The following is a 17,879-nucleotide window of genomic DNA, read 5'->3' on the forward strand; positions in this document are numbered from 1 at the left end:
ATACACCTAATAAGAGTGGGATTGTACACACAATCCCACTCTTATTTTTTTATATAATGGTTCTGACAAGACACCTTGTGAAAAAATTATAAAATTAAAGAGCTATGATAACCATTGTTATTTTTCTTCTTTACACTTTAGCCGTTTGGGTGTAAGTTGTGAATGCAAAATCTAATTCATTAAAATTTGTAAGGAGGAATTTTCGTATGAAAAACGAAAAATTAGCAAAAGGCGAAATGAACCTTAATGCACTATTCATTGGGGACAAAGCCGAAAACGGACAATTATATAAAGACTTGTTGATCGACTTAGTAGATGAACATTTAGGATGGCGTCAAAACTACATGCCACAAGACATGCCAGTTATCTCTTCTCAAGAACGCACATCTGAAAGCTACGAAAAAACTGTCAACCATATGAAAGATGTATTGAATGAAATCTCTTCTCGCATGCGTACACATTCAGTTCCATGGCATACAGCAGGTAGATATTGGGGACATATGAACTCAGAAACATTAATGCCTTCTCTATTAGCTTACAACTTTGCAATGCTATGGAACGGGAACAACGTTGCCTATGAATCTTCTCCAGCAACTTCTCAAATGGAAGAAGAAGTAGGACATGAATTTGCTCACTTAATGAGCTACAAAAATGGTTGGGGACACATCGTTGCTGATGGTTCTTTAGCTAACTTAGAAGGCTTATGGTATGCCCGTAACATTAAATCATTACCATTTGCTATGAAAGAAGTAAAACCAGAATTAGTTGCTGGCAAATCAGATTGGGAACTATTGAACATGCCAACAAAAGAAATTATGGACTTATTAGAATCAGCTGAAGATGAAATTGATGAAATCAAAGCTCATTCAGCTCGTTCAGGTAAACATTTACAAGCAATCGGTAAATGGTTAGTTCCACAAACTAAACACTATTCTTGGTTAAAAGCTGCTGATATTATCGGTATCGGTTTAGATCAAGTTATCCCAGTACCAGTTGACCATAACTACCGTATGGATATCAACGAATTAGAAAAAATCGTTCGTGGCTTAGCAGAAGAACAAATTCCAGTGCTAGGTGTTGTCGGTGTAGTTGGTTCTACTGAAGAAGGTGCCGTTGACTCAATCGATAAAATTATTGCTTTACGCGATGAATTAATGAAAGACGGTATTTACTATTATGTACACGTTGATGCTGCTTATGGTGGTTATGGACGTGCCATCTTCTTAGACGAAGACAACAACTTCATCCCTTACGAAGATTTACAAGATGTTCACGAAGAATACGGTGTCTTCAAAGAGAAAAAAGAACACATTTCAAGAGAAGTGTACGATGCATATAAAGCAATCGAATTAGCAGAATCAGTAACAATTGACCCTCATAAAATGGGTTATATCCCTTATTCAGCTGGTGGTATCGTTATCCAAGATATCCGTATGCGCGACGTTATTTCTTACTTCGCAACTTACGTATTTGAAAAAGGTGCCGATATTCCTGCGTTACTAGGTGCTTATATCCTTGAAGGTTCAAAAGCTGGTGCAACAGCTGCTTCTGTATGGGCTGCACATCACGTTTTACCTTTAAACGTTGCAGGTTATGGTAAATTAATTGGTGCTTCAATTGAAGGATCACATCACTTCTATAACTTCTTGAATGATTTAACATTCAAAGTTGGCGACAAAGAAATCGAAGTCCACACATTGACTCATCCAGACTTCAACATGGTTGACTATGTGTTTAAAGAAAAAGGCAACGATGATTTAGTAGCAATGAACAAATTAAACCATGATGTATATGACTATGCATCATACGTTAAAGGAAATATTTACAACAACGAATTCATTACTTCACATACTGACTTTGCTATTCCAGATTATGGCAACAGCCCATTAAAATTTGTAAACAGCTTAGGATTTAGTGACGAAGAATGGAACCGTGCAGGTAAAGTAACTGTGTTACGTGCTGCTGTAATGACTCCATACATGAACGATAAAGAAGAATTTGATGTTTACGCTCCTAAGATTCAAGCTGCTTTACAAGAAAAATTAGAACAAATTTACGACGTAAAATAATTGAATCTTAAACGGAAAAAAGAAATGGTAACCGAACGAGGGAACGTTGGTCTGGTTGATTTATTCAAGAGATAAATCAACCAGACGGCTAACCTCTTAACCAATTCTTTGTCTGGGTAAGAGGCAGTCGAATGACTGTTTTACTCAGCGTATAACAGTCATTCATGCTCCTTATCCAAAATCTTATAAGGAGTGTACAAAATTGGATAAACAACAAGTTAAAAAAATTGAATTAGGTACTTTTATCGGTTTAACAATGGCATTGTGTGCAACTGTACGTAGTATCCCAACACTTGCTGCTGTTGGTTGGACATTAATTTCTTACACAATTTTCGCGGTCTTATTCTTTGCTGGTCCAATCGCATTGATATCTGGTGAATTATCTACGATGCTTCCTCAAGAAGGTGGCCCTCAACTTTGGGTTAAAACTGCCTTAGGTAGCAAGTGGGGTTTTGTTGTCGCTTGGTTACTATGGGTGCAAATGTTCCCAGGAATGGTAATGGTTGCTTCTACATTAGGCCCTTTGCTAGGTAATACATTTGGTAATGTTCATTTAGGTGAAAATCATTGGTTCGTATTAGGTTGTATCTTAGTGATTTACTGGATTATTACAATCTTGAACTTGAAATTTGATATGGCGAAAGTTGGCGGAAATATTGGTGTTTGGCTAGGTGTTTACATCCCAGTATTAGTTATGTTTGTTTTAGGTCTTCTTTCAATGATTAAAGTAGGCTTAACACCTGGCGGCTATTTAGGTGCCTTCTCTTGGTCAAAAGTTTTACCAAACTTAGAAAATATGGACACATTTAAATATCTAGCAGGGATTGCGTTTATCTTTGTTGGGATTGAAATGTCTTCTGTTTATATTCCTCGTTTGAAAGATGCAACAAAAAATTATACAAAAGGCGTTTTCATTTCATTAATTGGTTTAGTTTTATTAAACGTTATTAATGCAATGTTTGTTGCTAATATTGTTCCAAATGGCAAAATGGAATTGTCTAACATTACACAACCAATTTTGCTTTATTGTGACGTTTTAGGTTTACCAACAATTATTGGTAATATCTTTAGTTTCATGGTCTTCTTAGGTGTGTTATTACAATTATCTGCTTGGGTTACTGGACCATCAAAAACAATTATTCAAGTTGCTCGTGATGGCTTATTGCCACCAAAATTTGGTTTCCATCGCGAAAATAAATATGGCGTTTCTCGTAACGTTGTGTTAACACAATCTGTGGTTATCTCATTATTCGCTTTACTTTATGGGGTAATGGATGATGTCAACGCTGTATTCTTAACTTTAACAAATGCAACAACAATTATTTATAGTATTGTGTATGTATTGATTGCGATTTCCCTAATTAAATTACGTAAATCTCAACCAGATACACTACGTCCTTACCGAATTGGTAAAAAAGGTAATGGCTTAGCTTATTTAGTGGCAGCAATGTTAATTTTTAGTGTTATCATTGTTATTTTCGCCACATTAGGTACAACAACCGTGACTGATGCAGTCTTAGTTGCATTAATCACTATTGTCATGTTTGTGATTCCGTTAATCATTAATCGCTTTAAAAAAGCAAGTTGGGCAACGGAAGTAAAAGAAGATTTAGGTGAATAAAAAGGCTAGCAATTATTTTGCTGAGTGCCTCTTCATCTGATGACTATAGTAAATTGTCGTTTGGAAACTGAAGCAAGTTCGATTATTGCTTCAGTTTTCGCTTTCCATAAAAGGAGGTTTTCATATGAAATCAACGAAACCCACTGTTTCGTTCGCTGAAAGTTTAGGCATTTTGATTGCCTTGTTAGCGATTCTCGGGTACTTAATTATTGGTCAAAAATTAACCCCTCACATACCGATTCTTTTTGTATTCATGTTGTTGTTGCTTTATGGCAAATGGAAAGGATTTTCTTGGGATGAGATCCACGAGGGCATTGTGGAAGGGATCAAACCAGGAATCATTCCGATTATTATTTTCTTGCTGATAGGTGTCTTAGTTGCTACTTGGATCTTGTCTGGGACGATTCCAACAATTATGGTCTATGGTTTTAAAATTATCTCAGTGAAGTTCTTCTTACCAACCGTTTTTGTGGTCTGTGCACTAGTTGGTGTGACGGTAGGGAGCTCCTTTACGACTGTTTCAACTATGGGGATTGCCTTTCTAGGTATTGGACATATTCTTGGATTCGACAATGCGATGACAGCTGGTGCAGTTGTTTCAGGTGCCTTTTTGGGGAACAACATTTCACCGTTATCTGATACAACAAACTTAGCTGCTGGAATTGGTGGCGTGAACCTTTTTGAACATATACTAAACATGATGTACACTGTTATTCCGGCGTTTATTATTTCGATTGTCGGCTATATCTTCTTGGGGCATCAATCTGGCTCGGCGGATTTACAATCGGTTGATGCAATGGTCCAAACGTTACATCAAGGATTCTGGATTTCACCGATTACATTGTTGCCAGTAGCGGTTTTATTCTTATTCGCTTGGAAAAAGGTACCGGCTATTCCAACGTTATTAGTCGGCTCTACAGTGGCGGTCATCTTAGCTTTTATAAATGATCATCACCTAAGTTTAGCGAAAGTTTCTACCGTTTTAATGAGTGGCTATGTGGCAGATACAGGGGACCAAAGTATTGATACACTTTTATCTCGTGGTGGGATTGAAAGCATGTTAGGTTCTGCTGCGTTGATTATTTTGGCATTAGGTTTGGGCGGCTTGTTGATTAAGTTTAACATCGTGGCTACTTTAATTGATAAAATTAAAGGCTATGTGAATAATCCAGCCAAATTAATCGCTTTAACTGCCTTAAGTTCTGTGGGAATTAACTTACTAGTTGGCGAACAATATTTGTCAATTATTTTACCAGGGGAAACATTTAAATCCTCATTTACTCGTTTAGGTATTGATAAAAAATATTTAACTCGTACTTTGGCAGATGCTGGGGCGGCAGTCAACTCGTTAATTCCTTGGGGAGTTAGTGGTACCTTCATTATGGGAACGTTAAAAGTTGGTGCACTAGAATACTTACCGTATGCCTTTTTCCCATTGCTTTGCCCTATTATTACCGTCATTCTGGGGATATTCTTAAAAAAACAACAAGGGGAAAACAAAAAAGCACCAGGGACTAACGTTGAATTGTGAGTTTTTTCAGATAATTAAACAATTGGTTACGATTGAACCTCAGTGTCTCTGCTGATTGGTTCAATCGTTTTTTCGTCACAGATTTTTTACAATTCTTCATATAATCTTTGAAGCTCCTTAAAGGCAATTTAATTATTCTAAGTTATGATACAAAGGATCAATCAAATAGGTGGATGAACGTGGTGTTAAACTCATAGAGACTAACAGTAGTTTATTCTTGCTCAATGTTGAGGTGTAGGTTCGAATCCTACCGTCCACTTTCTGTTATTTAAACCAACTAGAACGAAACACAAACAAGTGACGGATACACATGATTAAGGTACAATAGGGGTAGGGAAAACAAGGAGGAATTCTTATGAAAAAGATAGGGCTTATTTCTAGTGCTTTTCTTTTAACCCTTGCTTTAGCAGCATGCGGCGGCGGAAAAAGTACAGAAAATACGGATAGTCGTTCCAGTGCTGCGGAAAGTACCACAGTCGAGAGTACAAAAGCATCTGCTACAAAAGAATCAAGTAGCAAAGCAGCAACAAAATCTAGTGATGCGAAACCGTCAGGAACAACGACAGCTGATTCGAAAGCAACAGCTTCTTCTACGAAGGAAGTGGCAAATAATGGCTCAGCAGAAAAACAATCACCAGCGAAAAATGCGAATCCAGATGACCAAGCCAAGCAAGTGCTTAACCAGCTAGCAAACATGTTTCCTGGTCAAGGCTTACCGCAGGCAATTTTAACGAGTCAAACGAATAACTTTTTAACTGCAGCGACAACTTCACAAGCGGATCAAAACAATTTCCGTGTTTTATATTATGCAGAAAAAGAAGCGATTCCAGTGAATGATGCACGTGTCAATCAGTTAACGCCAATTAGTTCTTTTGAGAAAAAAACATATGGCTCTGATGCCGAAGCAAAAAATGCAGTGAACCAAATCATTGACAATGGCGGTCAACCAGTAGATTTAGGTTACAATATTACTGGGTATAAACAAGGGGCGGCAGGTTCTAGTTACTTATCTTGGCAAGAAGGCAATTGGAGTTTAGTCGTACGGGCCTCAAATATCAATGGTGAATCGCCTGATGATTTAGCGAAAAATGTTGTCAACATTTTGGAACAAGAAACGTTGCCAGCACCGAATACCGTTGGTCAAATCACACTGAACGTGGCAGGAACCACTGACTATAATCGAAACTCAGTAGTTTGGCAAGCCGGTACAGTCGTTTACTCTGTCCATCATTTTGACCCAATTCAAGCAGTGAAGATGGCAACATCGATTTAAATAATCAAAAGAAAGCGTGCAACAATGCCCATTGTCGCACGCTTTCTTTTATTATTTTTGTTCTGTATAACCTTGTGACTCCACCAATTCTTGGCTTTTCTTCATGCTAATTCCCTTAGAAGAATCTCCATCAATCTGGATACCATCTACTTTTTTGGCTTTATCATAATCAAGTTTTTCATAATTAATCGTCAATTTTTCGATGGCTTGTTTGTCCTCATAGGTCAGTTTGTAATTAAGCCCTTTGATGTCCTCATATTGTTTAGAAACGGGTTCCAACGCTGTTTTTGCCTCTTCTTTTGTAATCCCCAATTTGTCATAAGAAACAATGTTTTTAGCCGTTTGCGTTAAGACTTTATCTCCTTGGTACGTATAGGTTAAGGTGGAATCAATCCCATCTTGTGGCGAACCTACAAAGGTTTTTGTCTCTATTTTTGAACCGCAACTTGCAAGAAAAAATACCCCAATAAAAATTAAAAATACGCGTAAAAACTTTTTCATTTCTAGATAACCTCCTTTAGCTGTTTATTCTTGACTGTAACATAACACGGCAAATAATTACTGTTAAGTAGAAAGCTTGTGAGAAGTCCAGCAAATAAAAAACTTGCCTCTTCTCATAAAAATGAAGAGGCAAGTTTTTTTATTTAGTAATATCACTTAAATCTGGTTGTGAGTGAGCCAACCGACTGGCAGCCGCAGCCGCAATTGCGCCCACGATATCATCCAAGAATGTGTGGACATGTTCGCCATCATGCGCATTTAACTCTTTTAAAATGCCTGGTTTTACCTTGTCGATATACCCATAGTTCGTAAAACCGATAGATCCATAAACATTTACAATGGAGAGCGCCATAATTTCATCAATGCCATAAAGCCCTTCATCTTCCGTTAAAATTTCTTGTAACGGTGAGAGTAGCTTGTTTTCTTCTGCCAGAATATCCAGTTGGACACCTGTAATAATCGCGTTGTGTACTTCACGCTTTGTTAACACGGCATCAACACTTTCTAAACAAGTATCTAATGTTAAATTGTCAATATAATCTTTTTGTAAAAATAACACAAGTTCAGCTAAATCATTCATTGTTACGCCACGTTCTTGCAATAAACGACGTGCGCTATTTTCTAACGTATCTCCTTGGATTACCATTTTTTGTCCTCCTAATTTCTGCTTTAGTTGAAGTTCTTCTTTCATGGTACCAAAAAGAACGATAAAGGGGAATTAGAATCTATTTTGGTAGAGAATAATTTAGTTGAAGTGTTATTTTTAGTTAAAAATTACTGAGCGTTAGATTGTAACGATGCCATCACTTGTTTTAATTGTGTCACTGATTTTTGGAAGAGTTCTTTTTCAGAAGCATTTAGATTCAATTCAATAATGTCAGTCACACCTTGATTGCCAACGACTGCAGGAATCCCTGTAAATACATCTTGTTGCCCATATTGCCCATCTAAGTAAGCTGAGACAGGTAAAATAGCTTGTTCATTATTTAAAATGGCTTTAACAATGCGTGCAGTACTCATACCAATCCCATAATAGGTCGCTTGTTTGCGATCGATAATTTCATAAGCTGTATTTTTCACTTTATCAGAAATGATTGGTAAATCGTCACTAGTTAAGCGCTCTGTCGTATCCACAATTTCTAAAATAGGTTTGGTACCAATCATGGTATGAGACCAAACAGCCACTTCAGAATCCCCGTGTTCGCCAATAATATAGCCGTGAACATTGCGTGGATCAATCGCTAAACGTTGAGACAGTTCTTTGCGGAAACGAGTTGTGTCCAAAGTTGTACCAGTTCCAATTACTCTTGAAACAGGTAAACCAGAAGCTTGCCAAGCCACATAAGTCAGTACATCGACAGGATTTGAGGCAATCACTAAAATTCCATCAAAACCAGATTTCATGATATTGTTAACAATTGTTTTCATAATTTCTGCATTGATTGAAACCAAATCTAGACGACTTTGCCCAGGTTTTTGATTAGCGCCAGCTGTAATCACGACGATATCGGCATCTTGGCAGTCTTGATAGTCGCCAGCCCAGACGTTTACATTTTCTTGACCCCAAGACACACCATCTAATAAGTCAATTGCTTCGCCTTCAGATTTGGCTTTGTCAATATCAACTAAGATTAATTCATTCGCAATCCCTTGGTTGATCATGGAATAGGCAATACTTGTGCCAACAAAACCAGTACCAATAATTGCGACTTTTTTGTTAAATACTTTCATCGTTCATCTCTTCTTTCTGTAATATTTCTTTCTTAGTGAATTATATCACTAACTTTTCGGGTGTGGTTATACCAATCTGTAATAGTCTTTATTAACAATTTAAATAAGGGAAGCGTGCTTTTTTTGTTATGATAAGAGTAGGAAAATAGAGAAGATAAGGAGGCAAAATGACAACGACAACAGTGTATTATGCAAGCAATAATGAAAAACAGCCGAACTGTTTTCAACTAGTTATCGGTAGCTTTAGCTATGAACTTCCAAAAATAGAAATCTACGAAATCCTGGAATGTGTCGCTTCAGCATATGGCTATCAAAAAGAACCATTCATTGAAGAACAAACAGAATGTTTTGTTAAAGGCAACCGTTGTATACATGTTTCCCAACAAGCGACGACGTTGACTTTTGTTGTGAATGATCTGCGTTTAGTAATGGAAAAACAATGCCGGAATCACGAAGAAGTCTTTCAAGAAGTTAATCATATTTTATTGAATATTTTTGAGGAGACCCCTTGTGTTTTTCTCGAAAAGTAGGAAAGAAGGATTAAGATGAAACAGGTGAAAATAACAACTACCTCAGATTTGATTAATGGCGGCTGCAATGCCTGTCCGAATGTGAAGTGTACGAATTATCTTGTTCATGTAGAAGATGAAACAATTGCGTTAGAAACACTAACCGTTGCAGATTTAGTAACTTTATTAGCACTCAAAGAAGGGTTTCGTCAAAAATTAGTTATGGAAATGTTCGAAGAATATACGGTGTTTGAAAGGGAACCTCATCAAGTTGTATTCAAGGAAGAGGAAACGAGAATTCTTTTTCAATCAAAAAAACAGACGATTCAAAGCACTCTTTTGTGTAAAGAGCCACAACAAGTGTTCCAAGAAACCCAGCAAATTTTACACCAACTATTTGAGTTAGAACCTTTTGAATTTGAATTGGTAGAGGAAACTGATAAATAAAAAACAGGAGAACGATTTAGCGAAAGCTAAGTCGTTCTCCTGTTTTTTAGGCTTGTCGTTCACGAATTTTTTCAACGATTCGGTTATAAACTTCAGAGAAGGAAGTATTGGCATGGTGATCGGTCTGGACAATGAAAATTTTTCGAGAAGCAAAGGACTGATCAATTGGTTGCCAAGGGATCTCATCGGAAATAGATAATCGAGAAACAATTGATTGCCCAATGTTATTTTTTAGCAATTGTAACAGGACTTCGTTGTTGTTTAATTCGATAATTGGTAAGTTGATGCTGTGTTCGTTGAGATAAAGCTCATTGAAAAAACGTAAGCCAGAGTTCTTTTCTCTTAAGAGCCAAAATTTTGAAGCGGCATCTCCTGCTAGAACTAGTTGGTCTTCATAAACAATTTCTTTGTGTAGATTTTTGGTTTCAATGGGTTTTTCAATTAGCCCAATGTGGGCATGATTATTTTGAACCATATCCACGACTTCGTTTGAATTCATCAGTTGAATCGAAAAGTTGATGAGTGGAAAAGCGGTAACCAAACTCTCCATAATATCTGGCAGTAAATAAATAGCAACTGTATTTGAAGAGGCTATAATGCAGTCTTCTTTAAAGTTCTCTTTTTCTGCAGCTTGCGCAAAAGAAGTGGTTAAGCTTTCAATAATCGAGAGCATTTTTGGATATAAAAAATCAGCTTCTTTGGTAGGAATAACCGATTGTTTTCCATTACGATAGAACAGCTTGATCGAAAAGTGTTGCTCTAATTTCTTGATTTGCAAAGAAACAGTTGGCTGAGAAATATACAATTGTTTGGCCGCCGCACTAAAATTTTTGGTTTCATACACAGCAATAAATGTTTTGATCCATTCGAACATAAAATCGCCTCTTTCTATTTACTATCTTAATAGTTGGTATTGCAAATATTTATTTTACAAATATAAATATTTCATTTAGTATAATAACATACTTTTGATTAATATCAATAATAATAAATAAAGACGGAGTGTGACTACATAATGGTAGAAAGTGCGAAAAAATTCTTGCGGAAAGTCCCGATTCCCATTTGTGGACTAATTTTAGGGATGGTTTCTTTGGGGAATTTACTTTATTCCTTGGGATATGCAACAATTGGGACCATTTATTGTGTACTTGGCAGTCTCTTAATGATTTTAGTTATTTTAAAAATTATTTTTACAATGAAACATGCATTAAGCACCTTAGATGATCCAATTATTGCTTCGGTATCACCAACATTTACAATGGCTTTAATGGTTATCTGTGTTTTCTTAGATCGGATATTTACCAATGCTGCTTGGATTAACGTGTTGTGGATTGGCGCAGTGATTTTACATTTTATTTTAATGATTTATTTTGTAGCGGTGCATATTTTTCCAACAAAAATCGAACTGGAACATATTTATCCAAGCTGGTTTATTACGTTTGTCGGCATTGGCGTTATTCCTAATACTTCTCAATTGTTTATCAATGAGTTGGGAAAAATTGTTTTTTGGGTAGCGTTGTTCTTTTATTTACTCTTGTTACCAATTTTAATCAAGAGAATTACGAAGTCGAAAGAAATGCCTGAATCGACCATTCCTTTATTGACGATTATGACAGCGCCAGGTTCGTTATGTTTAGCTGGCTATATTTCAATGGGTGGTCATTTGTATATGCCATTAGTTGTTTTCTTGCTAATTTTGTCTCAATGTATTTATGGGATTGTAGTTGTGAATCTATATAAAATTATGCAAGTGACATTCTATCCAAGTTATGCTGCCTTTACATTCCCATTAGTGATTTCTGCGACAGCATTAGTCAAAGTTAAACCTTTATTTGCAGAAAAGGTAGGTCTAACGAGTCTGTTAAATATTTTGTCTACTTTTGAACTGTTATTAGCTGTGGCTATTGTAAGTTATGTGTTCATTCGATATTGCATTTTTTTATTCCAAAGAGAAAATAACAAGAAAAAAGTGGAATTAAATTAAAAAAAAGAGAGGAAGCAAAGAGGTGAAGAAACTATTAATTACTGGAGGAGCTGGTTTTATTGGTTCTAATTTGGCTAATTTTTATAGTCAACAGTATCAAGTTTTTGTGATTGATGATTTGTCCATGGGGCGAGTGTCAAATTTGCAACAAACTGAGCAGTTGGTTTTTATTAAAGGAAGTGTGACGGATCAGCAATTATTGGACGAAGTACTTTCAAAGCATTCGTTTGAGTATATCTTTCATCTTGCGGCCGTGGCAAGCGTGGCAAGTTCTGTGGCACAGCCTCTAGAGACACATGAGGTCAATTTTTTAAGTGTATTGAAAATACTGGAATCAATAAAAAAATATCAAAAAAAGCTCAAACGTTTTGTTTTTGCTTCGTCGGCAGCCGTTTACGGTGCAGAGCCAACGTTGCCTAAAAGAGAAACTTCGATGATTTGCCCTTTGAGTCCCTATGCTATTGATAAGTTTGCTGCTGAACGTTATGTTCTCAATGAATACCATTTACATGGAGTACCCACGAGTGCAGTTCGCTTCTTTAACGTCTATGGTCCCAATCAAAATCCTGCTTCACCCTATTCTGGTGTCCTGTCCATTTTGATGGATCGTTATATCCAATTAGAGCAAGGGCAAGCGAGCCAATTTCAAATATTTGGAGATGGTCAGCAAACACGTGACTTTATCTACATTGAGGATGTCCTAACTGCATTAGATTTAGTAGCAACCAAAAGTGAAGCGTTGGGACACGTTTATAATGTGGGTACCGAAGTTGCCATTTCCCTTAATCAATTAATTGAAGAAATGAACCAATTAGTGGGACTTTCTTTGCCAGTTTCTTATCAAAAGGAACGAGATGGCGATATAAAATATTCTCTTTCAGATAGTTCTGCTTTGAAAGGCTTAGGTTTTTCGCCCGTTTATTCAATTCAAGAAGGACTTCAAAAATATCTTAAGTTTACCCATAATACCCAAAATAGATAAAAAAGAGCCTGGGACAAAAATCACTTTGGATTTTTGTCCCAGGCTTAAAAATTGATAAACGGCGGGAACAGAAGCAACTCCTTCGGAAATAAGCCGAAATTCTCCAAAAATTATAGAACAATTTTCGGAAATTCCTTCTTATTTCTCGGAGTTAAACACTTCTGTCCCGACCTCTTTTTTGTGCAAATGTTTCGCCCCAATGGCAAAGTGAAGAGAGGGCATCGTAAAGAGCATATCCTTCCGAAGTGAGCGTATATTCCACACGCGGGGGCAGTTCGTTAAAGGATTCTCGATGGACTAGGCCATCTTTTTCCATTTCTCTCAAGCGATCTGTCAGGACGCGTTGAGTGATTCCGTCGAGCGCACGCATCAATTCACCGTTGCGCTTGGTTCCTTGGAATAATTCATCCATTAATGATAATTTCCATTTGCCGTTAATGGTGGAAAGGGCTAAGTTGATACTGGTTTGTTTATCAGTTGTCATAGTTTCTCCTTGTGACACGTAATGGTTACTTTTTTCTTCCTAGGTGAATAAAAAGTGCGTACTTTTTTTCTCCATCATAGTGAGTAATAATAACTATGTCAAGTAAGGTAAGAGGAAGGAAGAAGAAATATGATGTATCAAGATGTTGTTCGCAGCCGCCGCTCAGTTCGGGATTTTATGCCAGATGTTGAGATTCCTAAAGAGGAATTAATGGCTATAATTGAGGAAGCGATGTTCGCGCCAAATAGTACCAATTTAAATTCATGGCGTTTTTTAATTGTCACAGAAAAAGAACAAAAAGAGGCCCTTTACGAAGTTTCGATGCAACAACCAGCAGTTAAAGAGGCAGCGGCGGTGATTATTTTATTAGGTGATTTGACTGCTTATACAGTGGCCAATGCAGATGAAATCAGTGCTAAAGCTGTCGCACAAGGAACGATGACGGAAGAAATTCGTCAAGGAATTAATGAAAATGTTTCTTGGTACTATGATGTTAGCGAAGAACAAAAAAGAGAGTGGCTAATGTTAGACCAAGGCTTAGTTGCAATGCAGCTGATGCTTTCTGCAAAAGATCGAGGCTATGATACTGTGGCGATGTCTGGTTTTGAAACAGAAGTGGTTCGCAAGTTATTTAATATTGAGGATCATTTAGTGAACGGACTGATTATTCCGATTGGCAAAGCTCAAACACCCGGCTTTGAAACAGTCCGACGAGATGTTTCAGAAGTAGTAACTTGGTTAGACTAAAAAGCTAAACAGTTCTGTAATTGCTGTTTATTAGATTTTGAGCGTGGAACAAACATCCAAAGTGATTGTTGTCCCACGTTCGTTTTTTTGTTGATCATCCGCTTTTGAGAATGGCCAGAGAAGACGTTTAGTGAACCAATTTTGAAAGAAAGTGATACACTAGAAGAAAAAGAAGTGGGGCGACCTTATGCGTTATGTCATAATGCAGTCACGAGATATTCGTGAAAATTTAGCAACGGAAGATTATCTATTAAACACTCTCTCTTTTGAAGAGCCCTTAGTGTTGTTCTATATTCAGGAACCCTGTGTTATTTTAGGCCGAAATCAAAATGCTTATGAAGAAATTGACTTAGCTTATGCTAGAGAGAAGGGAATCGTTATTACTCGCCGTTTATCGGGCGGTGGTGCTGTTTATGATGATCTTGGGAATGTCAGCTTTAGTTTTGTTGTTCAGGAAGGACATCAAGCTTTTGGGGATTTTAAAGCGTTCACTAAACCCATTATTGAAGCATTACATAAAATGGGCGCAACGGGGGCCGAGATTAGCGGTCGCAATGATTTATTAATTGATGGGAAAAAATTTTCTGGCAATGCCATGTATACAAAAAAGGGGAAGATGTATACTCATGGTACCTTGATGTATGATGTTGATTTGGCAGAAGTTCAACGTGTCTTAACTGTTTCTAAGAAAAAAATTGAATCAAAAGGGACAAAATCTGTTCGGGGACGCGTAACCAATTTACGGCCGTACTTAGACGAAAAATATCAACAATTAACCATTGAGGAATTTCGCAATCGTTTACTGATGGAGCTCTTTGATGTCGAATCTCTAACTGAAATTGCGGAGAAAGAATATGTCCTAACCAAAGCAGATCAACAGGAAATTAGGAAATTGGTCGCTGAAGTGTATGGCAATGAAGCTTGGATTTTTGGTGAAGCGCCTAAATTTACGATCAAAAAAGAAGAAAAGTTTAAAGGCGGCATCGTGGATGCACGTTTGACTGTTGAAAAAGGTAAAATAATTGAGTTAACGATTTATGGTGATTACTTTGCCAAAAAAGAAACAGCGGAAATCGTTGCAGCTTTATTAGGTGTGGACTATCAGTATTCATCAATTTGGCAAGCATTAGCAGCGTTTAACTTTGAAGACTACTTTGTAAATATCACCAAAGAAGAATTTGTTCATTTATTGGTGGATTAATAAACGTGCTGGGACAAAAGTTAAAGAATCTTTTGTCCCAGCACGTTTATTTAATGATGGTTGGCTCTTGCTAGAAAAATTTCCCATGAACGTCCCAATTGCCAGTATCTTTGGCTTTTTTCAATGTTTGCATTCGACGAAAGCCAACAGGATGATCGGATAAGAAGTTACTCAATTTAAGCCAGATGGTATCATCATGTAAATCAATACTGTGAAAGTATTCTTCTAAATCCACACGACTGCCCATGTATTTTCCTGAAAATAAATAAATCATGCTTAAAGCACCTTCTTCGGCGTAGTATAAACCTGCGCGATCAGCGGTATATTCTTGCGTTCTTGTAAAACTTTTATCTAACGCAACTGGTTTCAAAATAATGGATAACATTAGCCGCCATAAATTAGTGTGTCCACATTTATGGTGTCCTAGCTCGTGTGCCAAAATAAAGCGAATCAGCGAAAAATCGCCTGTATTGTACGCGATATCCAACAAATCACTGTGAATGACAACATAGCGTCTGTGTAAAGAGCATTTTGCCGCAAAAGCGTTTAAGACACCATTCCCGTTGATTAAATAAAGACGTGGCATCCTTAATTTTTTAGTGCCAAAGCCCATTTCTTTTGCTAAATCAATATACAAGGAATAAATTTCTGGTAATTGATTTTCTGTAATTTCCACTCCGTTAGAAGCAGTGTCCATGTACATATAACGAATGGTAAAAAAAGCAATGACTGGCGCAATTGGTGCAATTAAGACAATTAATAACCAGTCAGGAATCGGCAAATCACTCAATATTAATAAGGCAACTAACCCCAATGCGAAAAACAATAAAACAAAACCAATGATAATCATTGGTACTTCAAAACGATAACGTAACTTAGCAACGGAAATTTCTTTCTTTTTTTCCTGCGGTTGACACATAAACATTCCTCCCCAAACATTTCCCAAACACTTTTTCAAATAAAATGACTTATCTGTTACTTCTAATATACCATTGGTTAATCGATAATGACAAAGGTGGGAACTTGAATAAAGGCAATTATATCAAGTGATTAATGAAAGGGACTCGTTGTACGCGAGGAATTGGTCTATCTTGATTAAATAAAATTTTAATAATCTAACTGTTTTAGACGTAATAAAGTAGTTTCTGGAGTTAATTTTTTAATAACATACAAACGAAAAATCGCATGTTCAATTTTTTGTTCTTCTGGCGATAGCTCCGAATTTATATAGGATAACTTCTCGATTAAATAGGTTAAAAATGAGCCAGCACCTTGGCTGCCCACTAAAAAGCCAATTTCTTCCGTTTCGGTTAATTGTTGTTTTTTTAAGTGGTAAATTTCTTGTGCAAGTGCCCCCGAGATAATGATTTCATCTGTTTGCTTGTTCAAATTCGTTAGTAAGTCGCTTTTTGTTGCTACTGTAACAGTTTCCATTGCACTCATCCTTTGCTTTTATATGATACATCTAGTATAACATGGTCTCACTTTTTTTTATTTTTCCTCTTGCTCTGGTACGCGTTTCATAAGGTAAGCTAGGTGTATCAAAATATTGGAGGGCATGAAAATGAATGTTATAGTGGAGATAAGCGATAGACTTGGTATGGATTACTATTTTGTCTCGGTGACTACGACGGCCAAAAGTCTGCAGTTAGATAGTCCCAAAAAATACTATAAGATTTGGCATCAAGAAATTCCGTACCATCAGATAACGGAGTGGCACTTGACACAGCAGGAGGATATTCAGGAAATTTCTTTTGCTTGGAAGGAGACCTTTTATCGTTTTGTTGATTACGGGACAGGGATTGTGCCTTATTTAACTCAATTTTGTAAAGTAATGAGGTGAAAGTATGACAACAATTCGAGAAATTGCGCGCCTTTCAGGATCTTCAGTTACGACTGTTTCGCGTGTGATTAATCATCATCCTTATGTTTCTGAAGAAAAACGACTGAAAATCCAAGCAATTATCGATGAGTTGGGCTATAAGCCCAATATATTAGCGAGAAATCTTAGCTTTGGGAAAAGTAATACATTAGGTGTCATGGTTCCTTACACGAATCAACCTTATTTTGATGCTATTTTAAGTGGGATTATCCACCAAGCATTTCAACAAGGGATGATGGTCAGTTTATTACCAACGGATTATGATAAAGAAGTTGAAAAAAGTTACTTGGAAAAAATGGCCACGGGTGCGTTTGATGGCATGATTGTTTTATCAAAGGCAAATCCTTTAAGTGTGTTTGCTCCGTATAAAGAGCAAGTTGTTTTTTGTGAAAAAATAGAAGACCCTAGTTATGCTAGTATCTATATTGATCGTTTAACCGTTTATCGGCGGGTCTTCCAAGCGTTGAAACAACAAGGATGTAGTGAAGTGGCAATTACGATTAACCGTGCACCAGAAAAAAGTACAAGCGCACGCTATTTAGTTGACGCATATCAGGAAATTTATGGAGCGATTCCTGAAAATCGGTTATTTAAGGACTGTTTAACCTATGAAGATGGGTGTGAAGTAGGAAGACACTGTGGGCAAGATCCAACGCTCCAAGCGGTTGTGACCAACGGTGATGAAATTGCCGCAGGGATTCAAGCCGTTATTGAAAGACCACTCTTTTTAGTGGGACAGGAACAAACTTTATTAAGTGAAATTTTAAATTTTTCAACAATCTGTCATCCATTAATGGAGTTAGGGGAAAAAGCCACACACTTATTTCAAGAAAAACGGCCGAAAACGATTCAATTGACTTCTACATTTATTAATCGACAACCAGATTTTTCTTTTTCTTAGAAAAAAGCTGGTTGTT

The 17,879-nt window shown here is 36.9% G+C and carries 19 protein-coding genes; 12 read left to right on the forward strand and 7 right to left on the reverse strand.

From position 1 onward, the window contains the following. The first annotated feature begins 206 nt into the window (after positions 1-206). From tdc to IGJ52_RS02060, 4 genes are all read left to right on the forward strand, one after another. Positions 207-2,069: a tyrosine decarboxylase gene (tdc, locus tag IGJ52_RS02045; RefSeq protein ID WP_002355450.1), complete on the forward strand. Its 1,863-nt coding sequence runs from the start codon at positions 207-209 to the stop codon at positions 2,067-2,069. A gap of 202 nt (positions 2,070-2,271) precedes the next feature. After that, positions 2,272-3,690 (forward strand): tyrosine-tyramine antiporter, encoded by a 1,419-nt coding sequence (gene tyrP, locus IGJ52_RS02050; protein ID WP_002355453.1) that lies wholly within the window; start codon positions 2,272-2,274, stop codon positions 3,688-3,690. Positions 3,691-3,814: 124 nt separating this feature from the next. After that, on the forward strand, positions 3,815-5,221 hold the full coding sequence (nhaC, locus tag IGJ52_RS02055) for a Na+/H+ antiporter NhaC (protein ID WP_002419959.1): 1,407 nt from the start codon (positions 3,815-3,817) through the stop codon (positions 5,219-5,221). Positions 5,222-5,576: 355 nt separating this feature from the next. Continuing rightward, positions 5,577-6,494, forward strand: coding sequence for a hypothetical protein (locus IGJ52_RS02060; protein ID WP_002382936.1), 918 nt, complete (start codon positions 5,577-5,579; stop codon positions 6,492-6,494). A 51-nt stretch (positions 6,495-6,545) separates the two neighbouring features. Here the strand turns inward: IGJ52_RS02060 and IGJ52_RS02065 are convergent, their stop codons facing one another. The 3 genes from IGJ52_RS02065 to IGJ52_RS02075 form a co-directional block, all read right to left on the reverse strand. Further along, positions 6,546-6,995 carry a YehR family lipoprotein gene (locus IGJ52_RS02065; RefSeq protein ID WP_002382937.1) on the reverse strand — a complete coding sequence of 150 codons (450 nt, stop codon included), beginning with the start codon at positions 6,993-6,995 and terminating at the stop codon, positions 6,546-6,548. Positions 6,996-7,134: 139 nt separating this feature from the next. Continuing rightward, the gene (locus IGJ52_RS02070; protein WP_002355457.1) at positions 7,135-7,641 is read right to left on the reverse strand and encodes a phosphatidylglycerophosphatase A family protein; all 507 of its coding nucleotides are present in this window, start codon (positions 7,639-7,641) and stop codon (positions 7,135-7,137) included. Between the two features lie 128 nt (positions 7,642-7,769). Next, positions 7,770-8,726 (reverse strand): L-lactate dehydrogenase, encoded by a 957-nt coding sequence (locus IGJ52_RS02075; RefSeq protein WP_016614132.1) that lies wholly within the window; start codon positions 8,724-8,726, stop codon positions 7,770-7,772. A gap of 167 nt (positions 8,727-8,893) precedes the next feature. On the opposite strand from IGJ52_RS02075, the gene IGJ52_RS02080 reads away from it, so the two are divergent. After that, entirely contained in the window at positions 8,894-9,256 is a 363-nt protein-coding gene (locus IGJ52_RS02080; protein ID WP_002382941.1) for a DUF4809 family protein, read from the forward strand. 15 nt (positions 9,257-9,271) lie between these two features. Continuing rightward, positions 9,272-9,682, forward strand: a complete 411-nt coding sequence (locus IGJ52_RS02085; RefSeq protein WP_002382942.1) for a DUF4809 family protein — start codon at positions 9,272-9,274, stop codon at positions 9,680-9,682. 46 nt (positions 9,683-9,728) lie between these two features. Here IGJ52_RS02085 and IGJ52_RS02090 read toward each other — a convergent pair whose 3' ends face one another. Continuing rightward, positions 9,729-10,556, reverse strand: a complete 828-nt coding sequence (locus IGJ52_RS02090; RefSeq protein WP_002355461.1) for a LysR family transcriptional regulator — start codon at positions 10,554-10,556, stop codon at positions 9,729-9,731. 141 nt (positions 10,557-10,697) lie between these two features. On the opposite strand from IGJ52_RS02090, the gene IGJ52_RS02095 reads away from it, so the two are divergent. Further along, positions 10,698-11,666: a TDT family transporter gene (locus tag IGJ52_RS02095; RefSeq protein ID WP_010715028.1), complete on the forward strand. Its 969-nt coding sequence runs from the start codon at positions 10,698-10,700 to the stop codon at positions 11,664-11,666. A gap of 22 nt (positions 11,667-11,688) precedes the next feature. After that, on the forward strand, positions 11,689-12,648 hold the full coding sequence (locus tag IGJ52_RS02100; protein ID WP_002382947.1) for a GDP-mannose 4,6-dehydratase: 960 nt from the start codon (positions 11,689-11,691) through the stop codon (positions 12,646-12,648). A gap of 151 nt (positions 12,649-12,799) precedes the next feature. On the opposite strand, the gene IGJ52_RS02105 is transcribed toward IGJ52_RS02100, so the two are convergent. Next, the gene (locus IGJ52_RS02105) at positions 12,800-13,150 is read right to left on the reverse strand and encodes a winged helix-turn-helix transcriptional regulator (protein ID WP_002415976.1); all 351 of its coding nucleotides are present in this window, start codon (positions 13,148-13,150) and stop codon (positions 12,800-12,802) included. Positions 13,151-13,261: 111 nt separating this feature from the next. Between IGJ52_RS02105 and IGJ52_RS02110 the strand changes: the two genes are divergently transcribed. Further along, positions 13,262-13,879 (forward strand): nitroreductase family protein, encoded by a 618-nt coding sequence (locus IGJ52_RS02110; RefSeq protein WP_002382949.1) that lies wholly within the window; start codon positions 13,262-13,264, stop codon positions 13,877-13,879. A gap of 187 nt (positions 13,880-14,066) precedes the next feature. Continuing rightward, on the forward strand, positions 14,067-15,080 hold the full coding sequence (locus IGJ52_RS02115; RefSeq protein ID WP_002389569.1) for a lipoate--protein ligase: 1,014 nt from the start codon (positions 14,067-14,069) through the stop codon (positions 15,078-15,080). Positions 15,081-15,150: 70 nt separating this feature from the next. On the opposite strand, the gene IGJ52_RS02120 is transcribed toward IGJ52_RS02115, so the two are convergent. Together IGJ52_RS02120 and IGJ52_RS02125 are read right to left on the reverse strand one after the other, a co-directional pair. Further along, a complete protein-coding gene (locus IGJ52_RS02120) occupies positions 15,151-16,005 on the reverse strand; it encodes a M48 family metallopeptidase (RefSeq protein WP_002382951.1) in 855 nt (284 codons plus the stop codon). 182 nt (positions 16,006-16,187) lie between these two features. Next, positions 16,188-16,523: a hypothetical protein gene (locus IGJ52_RS02125; protein ID WP_174120872.1), complete on the reverse strand. Its 336-nt coding sequence runs from the start codon at positions 16,521-16,523 to the stop codon at positions 16,188-16,190. A gap of 115 nt (positions 16,524-16,638) precedes the next feature. Between IGJ52_RS02125 and IGJ52_RS02130 the strand changes: the two genes are divergently transcribed. Then, the gene (locus IGJ52_RS02130) at positions 16,639-16,923 is read left to right on the forward strand and encodes a hypothetical protein (RefSeq protein ID WP_438791859.1); all 285 of its coding nucleotides are present in this window, start codon (positions 16,639-16,641) and stop codon (positions 16,921-16,923) included. A 4-nt stretch (positions 16,924-16,927) separates the two neighbouring features. Continuing rightward, entirely contained in the window at positions 16,928-17,863 is a 936-nt protein-coding gene (locus tag IGJ52_RS02135; RefSeq protein ID WP_002361227.1) for a LacI family DNA-binding transcriptional regulator, read from the forward strand. Positions 17,864-17,879: the final 16 nt, after the last annotated feature.

Origin of the sequence: Enterococcus sp. DIV1758 (genome assembly GCF_051711985.1) — a bacterium.
In the GTDB taxonomy this organism is placed as follows: domain Bacteria; phylum Bacillota; class Bacilli; order Lactobacillales; family Enterococcaceae; genus Enterococcus; species Enterococcus faecalis.

Excerpts from the sequence above, each read along its gene's own strand:
- tdc (WP_002355450.1), top strand. The coding sequence starts at position 207 with ATGAAAAACGAAAAATTAGCAAAAGGCGAAATGAACCTTAATGCACTA.
- nhaC (WP_002419959.1), top strand. The coding sequence starts at position 3,815 with ATGAAATCAACGAAACCCACTGTTTCGTTCGCTGAAAGTTTAGGCATT.
- IGJ52_RS02060 (WP_002382936.1), top strand. The coding sequence starts at position 5,577 with ATGAAAAAGATAGGGCTTATTTCTAGTGCTTTTCTTTTAACCCTTGCT.
- IGJ52_RS02065 (WP_002382937.1), bottom strand. The coding sequence starts at position 6,995 with ATGAAAAAGTTTTTACGCGTATTTTTAATTTTTATTGGGGTATTTTTT.
- IGJ52_RS02070 (WP_002355457.1), bottom strand. The coding sequence starts at position 7,641 with ATGGTAATCCAAGGAGATACGTTAGAAAATAGCGCACGTCGTTTATTG.
- IGJ52_RS02075 (WP_016614132.1), bottom strand. The coding sequence starts at position 8,726 with ATGAAAGTATTTAACAAAAAAGTCGCAATTATTGGTACTGGTTTTGTT.
- IGJ52_RS02080 (WP_002382941.1), top strand. The coding sequence starts at position 8,894 with ATGACAACGACAACAGTGTATTATGCAAGCAATAATGAAAAACAGCCG.
- IGJ52_RS02085 (WP_002382942.1), top strand. The coding sequence starts at position 9,272 with ATGAAACAGGTGAAAATAACAACTACCTCAGATTTGATTAATGGCGGC.
- IGJ52_RS02090 (WP_002355461.1), bottom strand. The coding sequence starts at position 10,556 with ATGTTCGAATGGATCAAAACATTTATTGCTGTGTATGAAACCAAAAAT.
- IGJ52_RS02095 (WP_010715028.1), top strand. The coding sequence starts at position 10,698 with ATGGTAGAAAGTGCGAAAAAATTCTTGCGGAAAGTCCCGATTCCCATT.
- IGJ52_RS02110 (WP_002382949.1), top strand. The coding sequence starts at position 13,262 with ATGATGTATCAAGATGTTGTTCGCAGCCGCCGCTCAGTTCGGGATTTT.
- IGJ52_RS02115 (WP_002389569.1), top strand. The coding sequence starts at position 14,067 with ATGCGTTATGTCATAATGCAGTCACGAGATATTCGTGAAAATTTAGCA.
- IGJ52_RS02120 (WP_002382951.1), bottom strand. The coding sequence starts at position 16,005 with ATGTTTATGTGTCAACCGCAGGAAAAAAAGAAAGAAATTTCCGTTGCT.
- IGJ52_RS02125 (WP_174120872.1), bottom strand. The coding sequence starts at position 16,523 with ATGAGTGCAATGGAAACTGTTACAGTAGCAACAAAAAGCGACTTACTA.
- IGJ52_RS02130 (WP_438791859.1), top strand. The coding sequence starts at position 16,639 with ATGAAAATGAATGTTATAGTGGAGATAAGCGATAGACTTGGTATGGAT.
- IGJ52_RS02135 (WP_002361227.1), top strand. The coding sequence starts at position 16,928 with ATGACAACAATTCGAGAAATTGCGCGCCTTTCAGGATCTTCAGTTACG.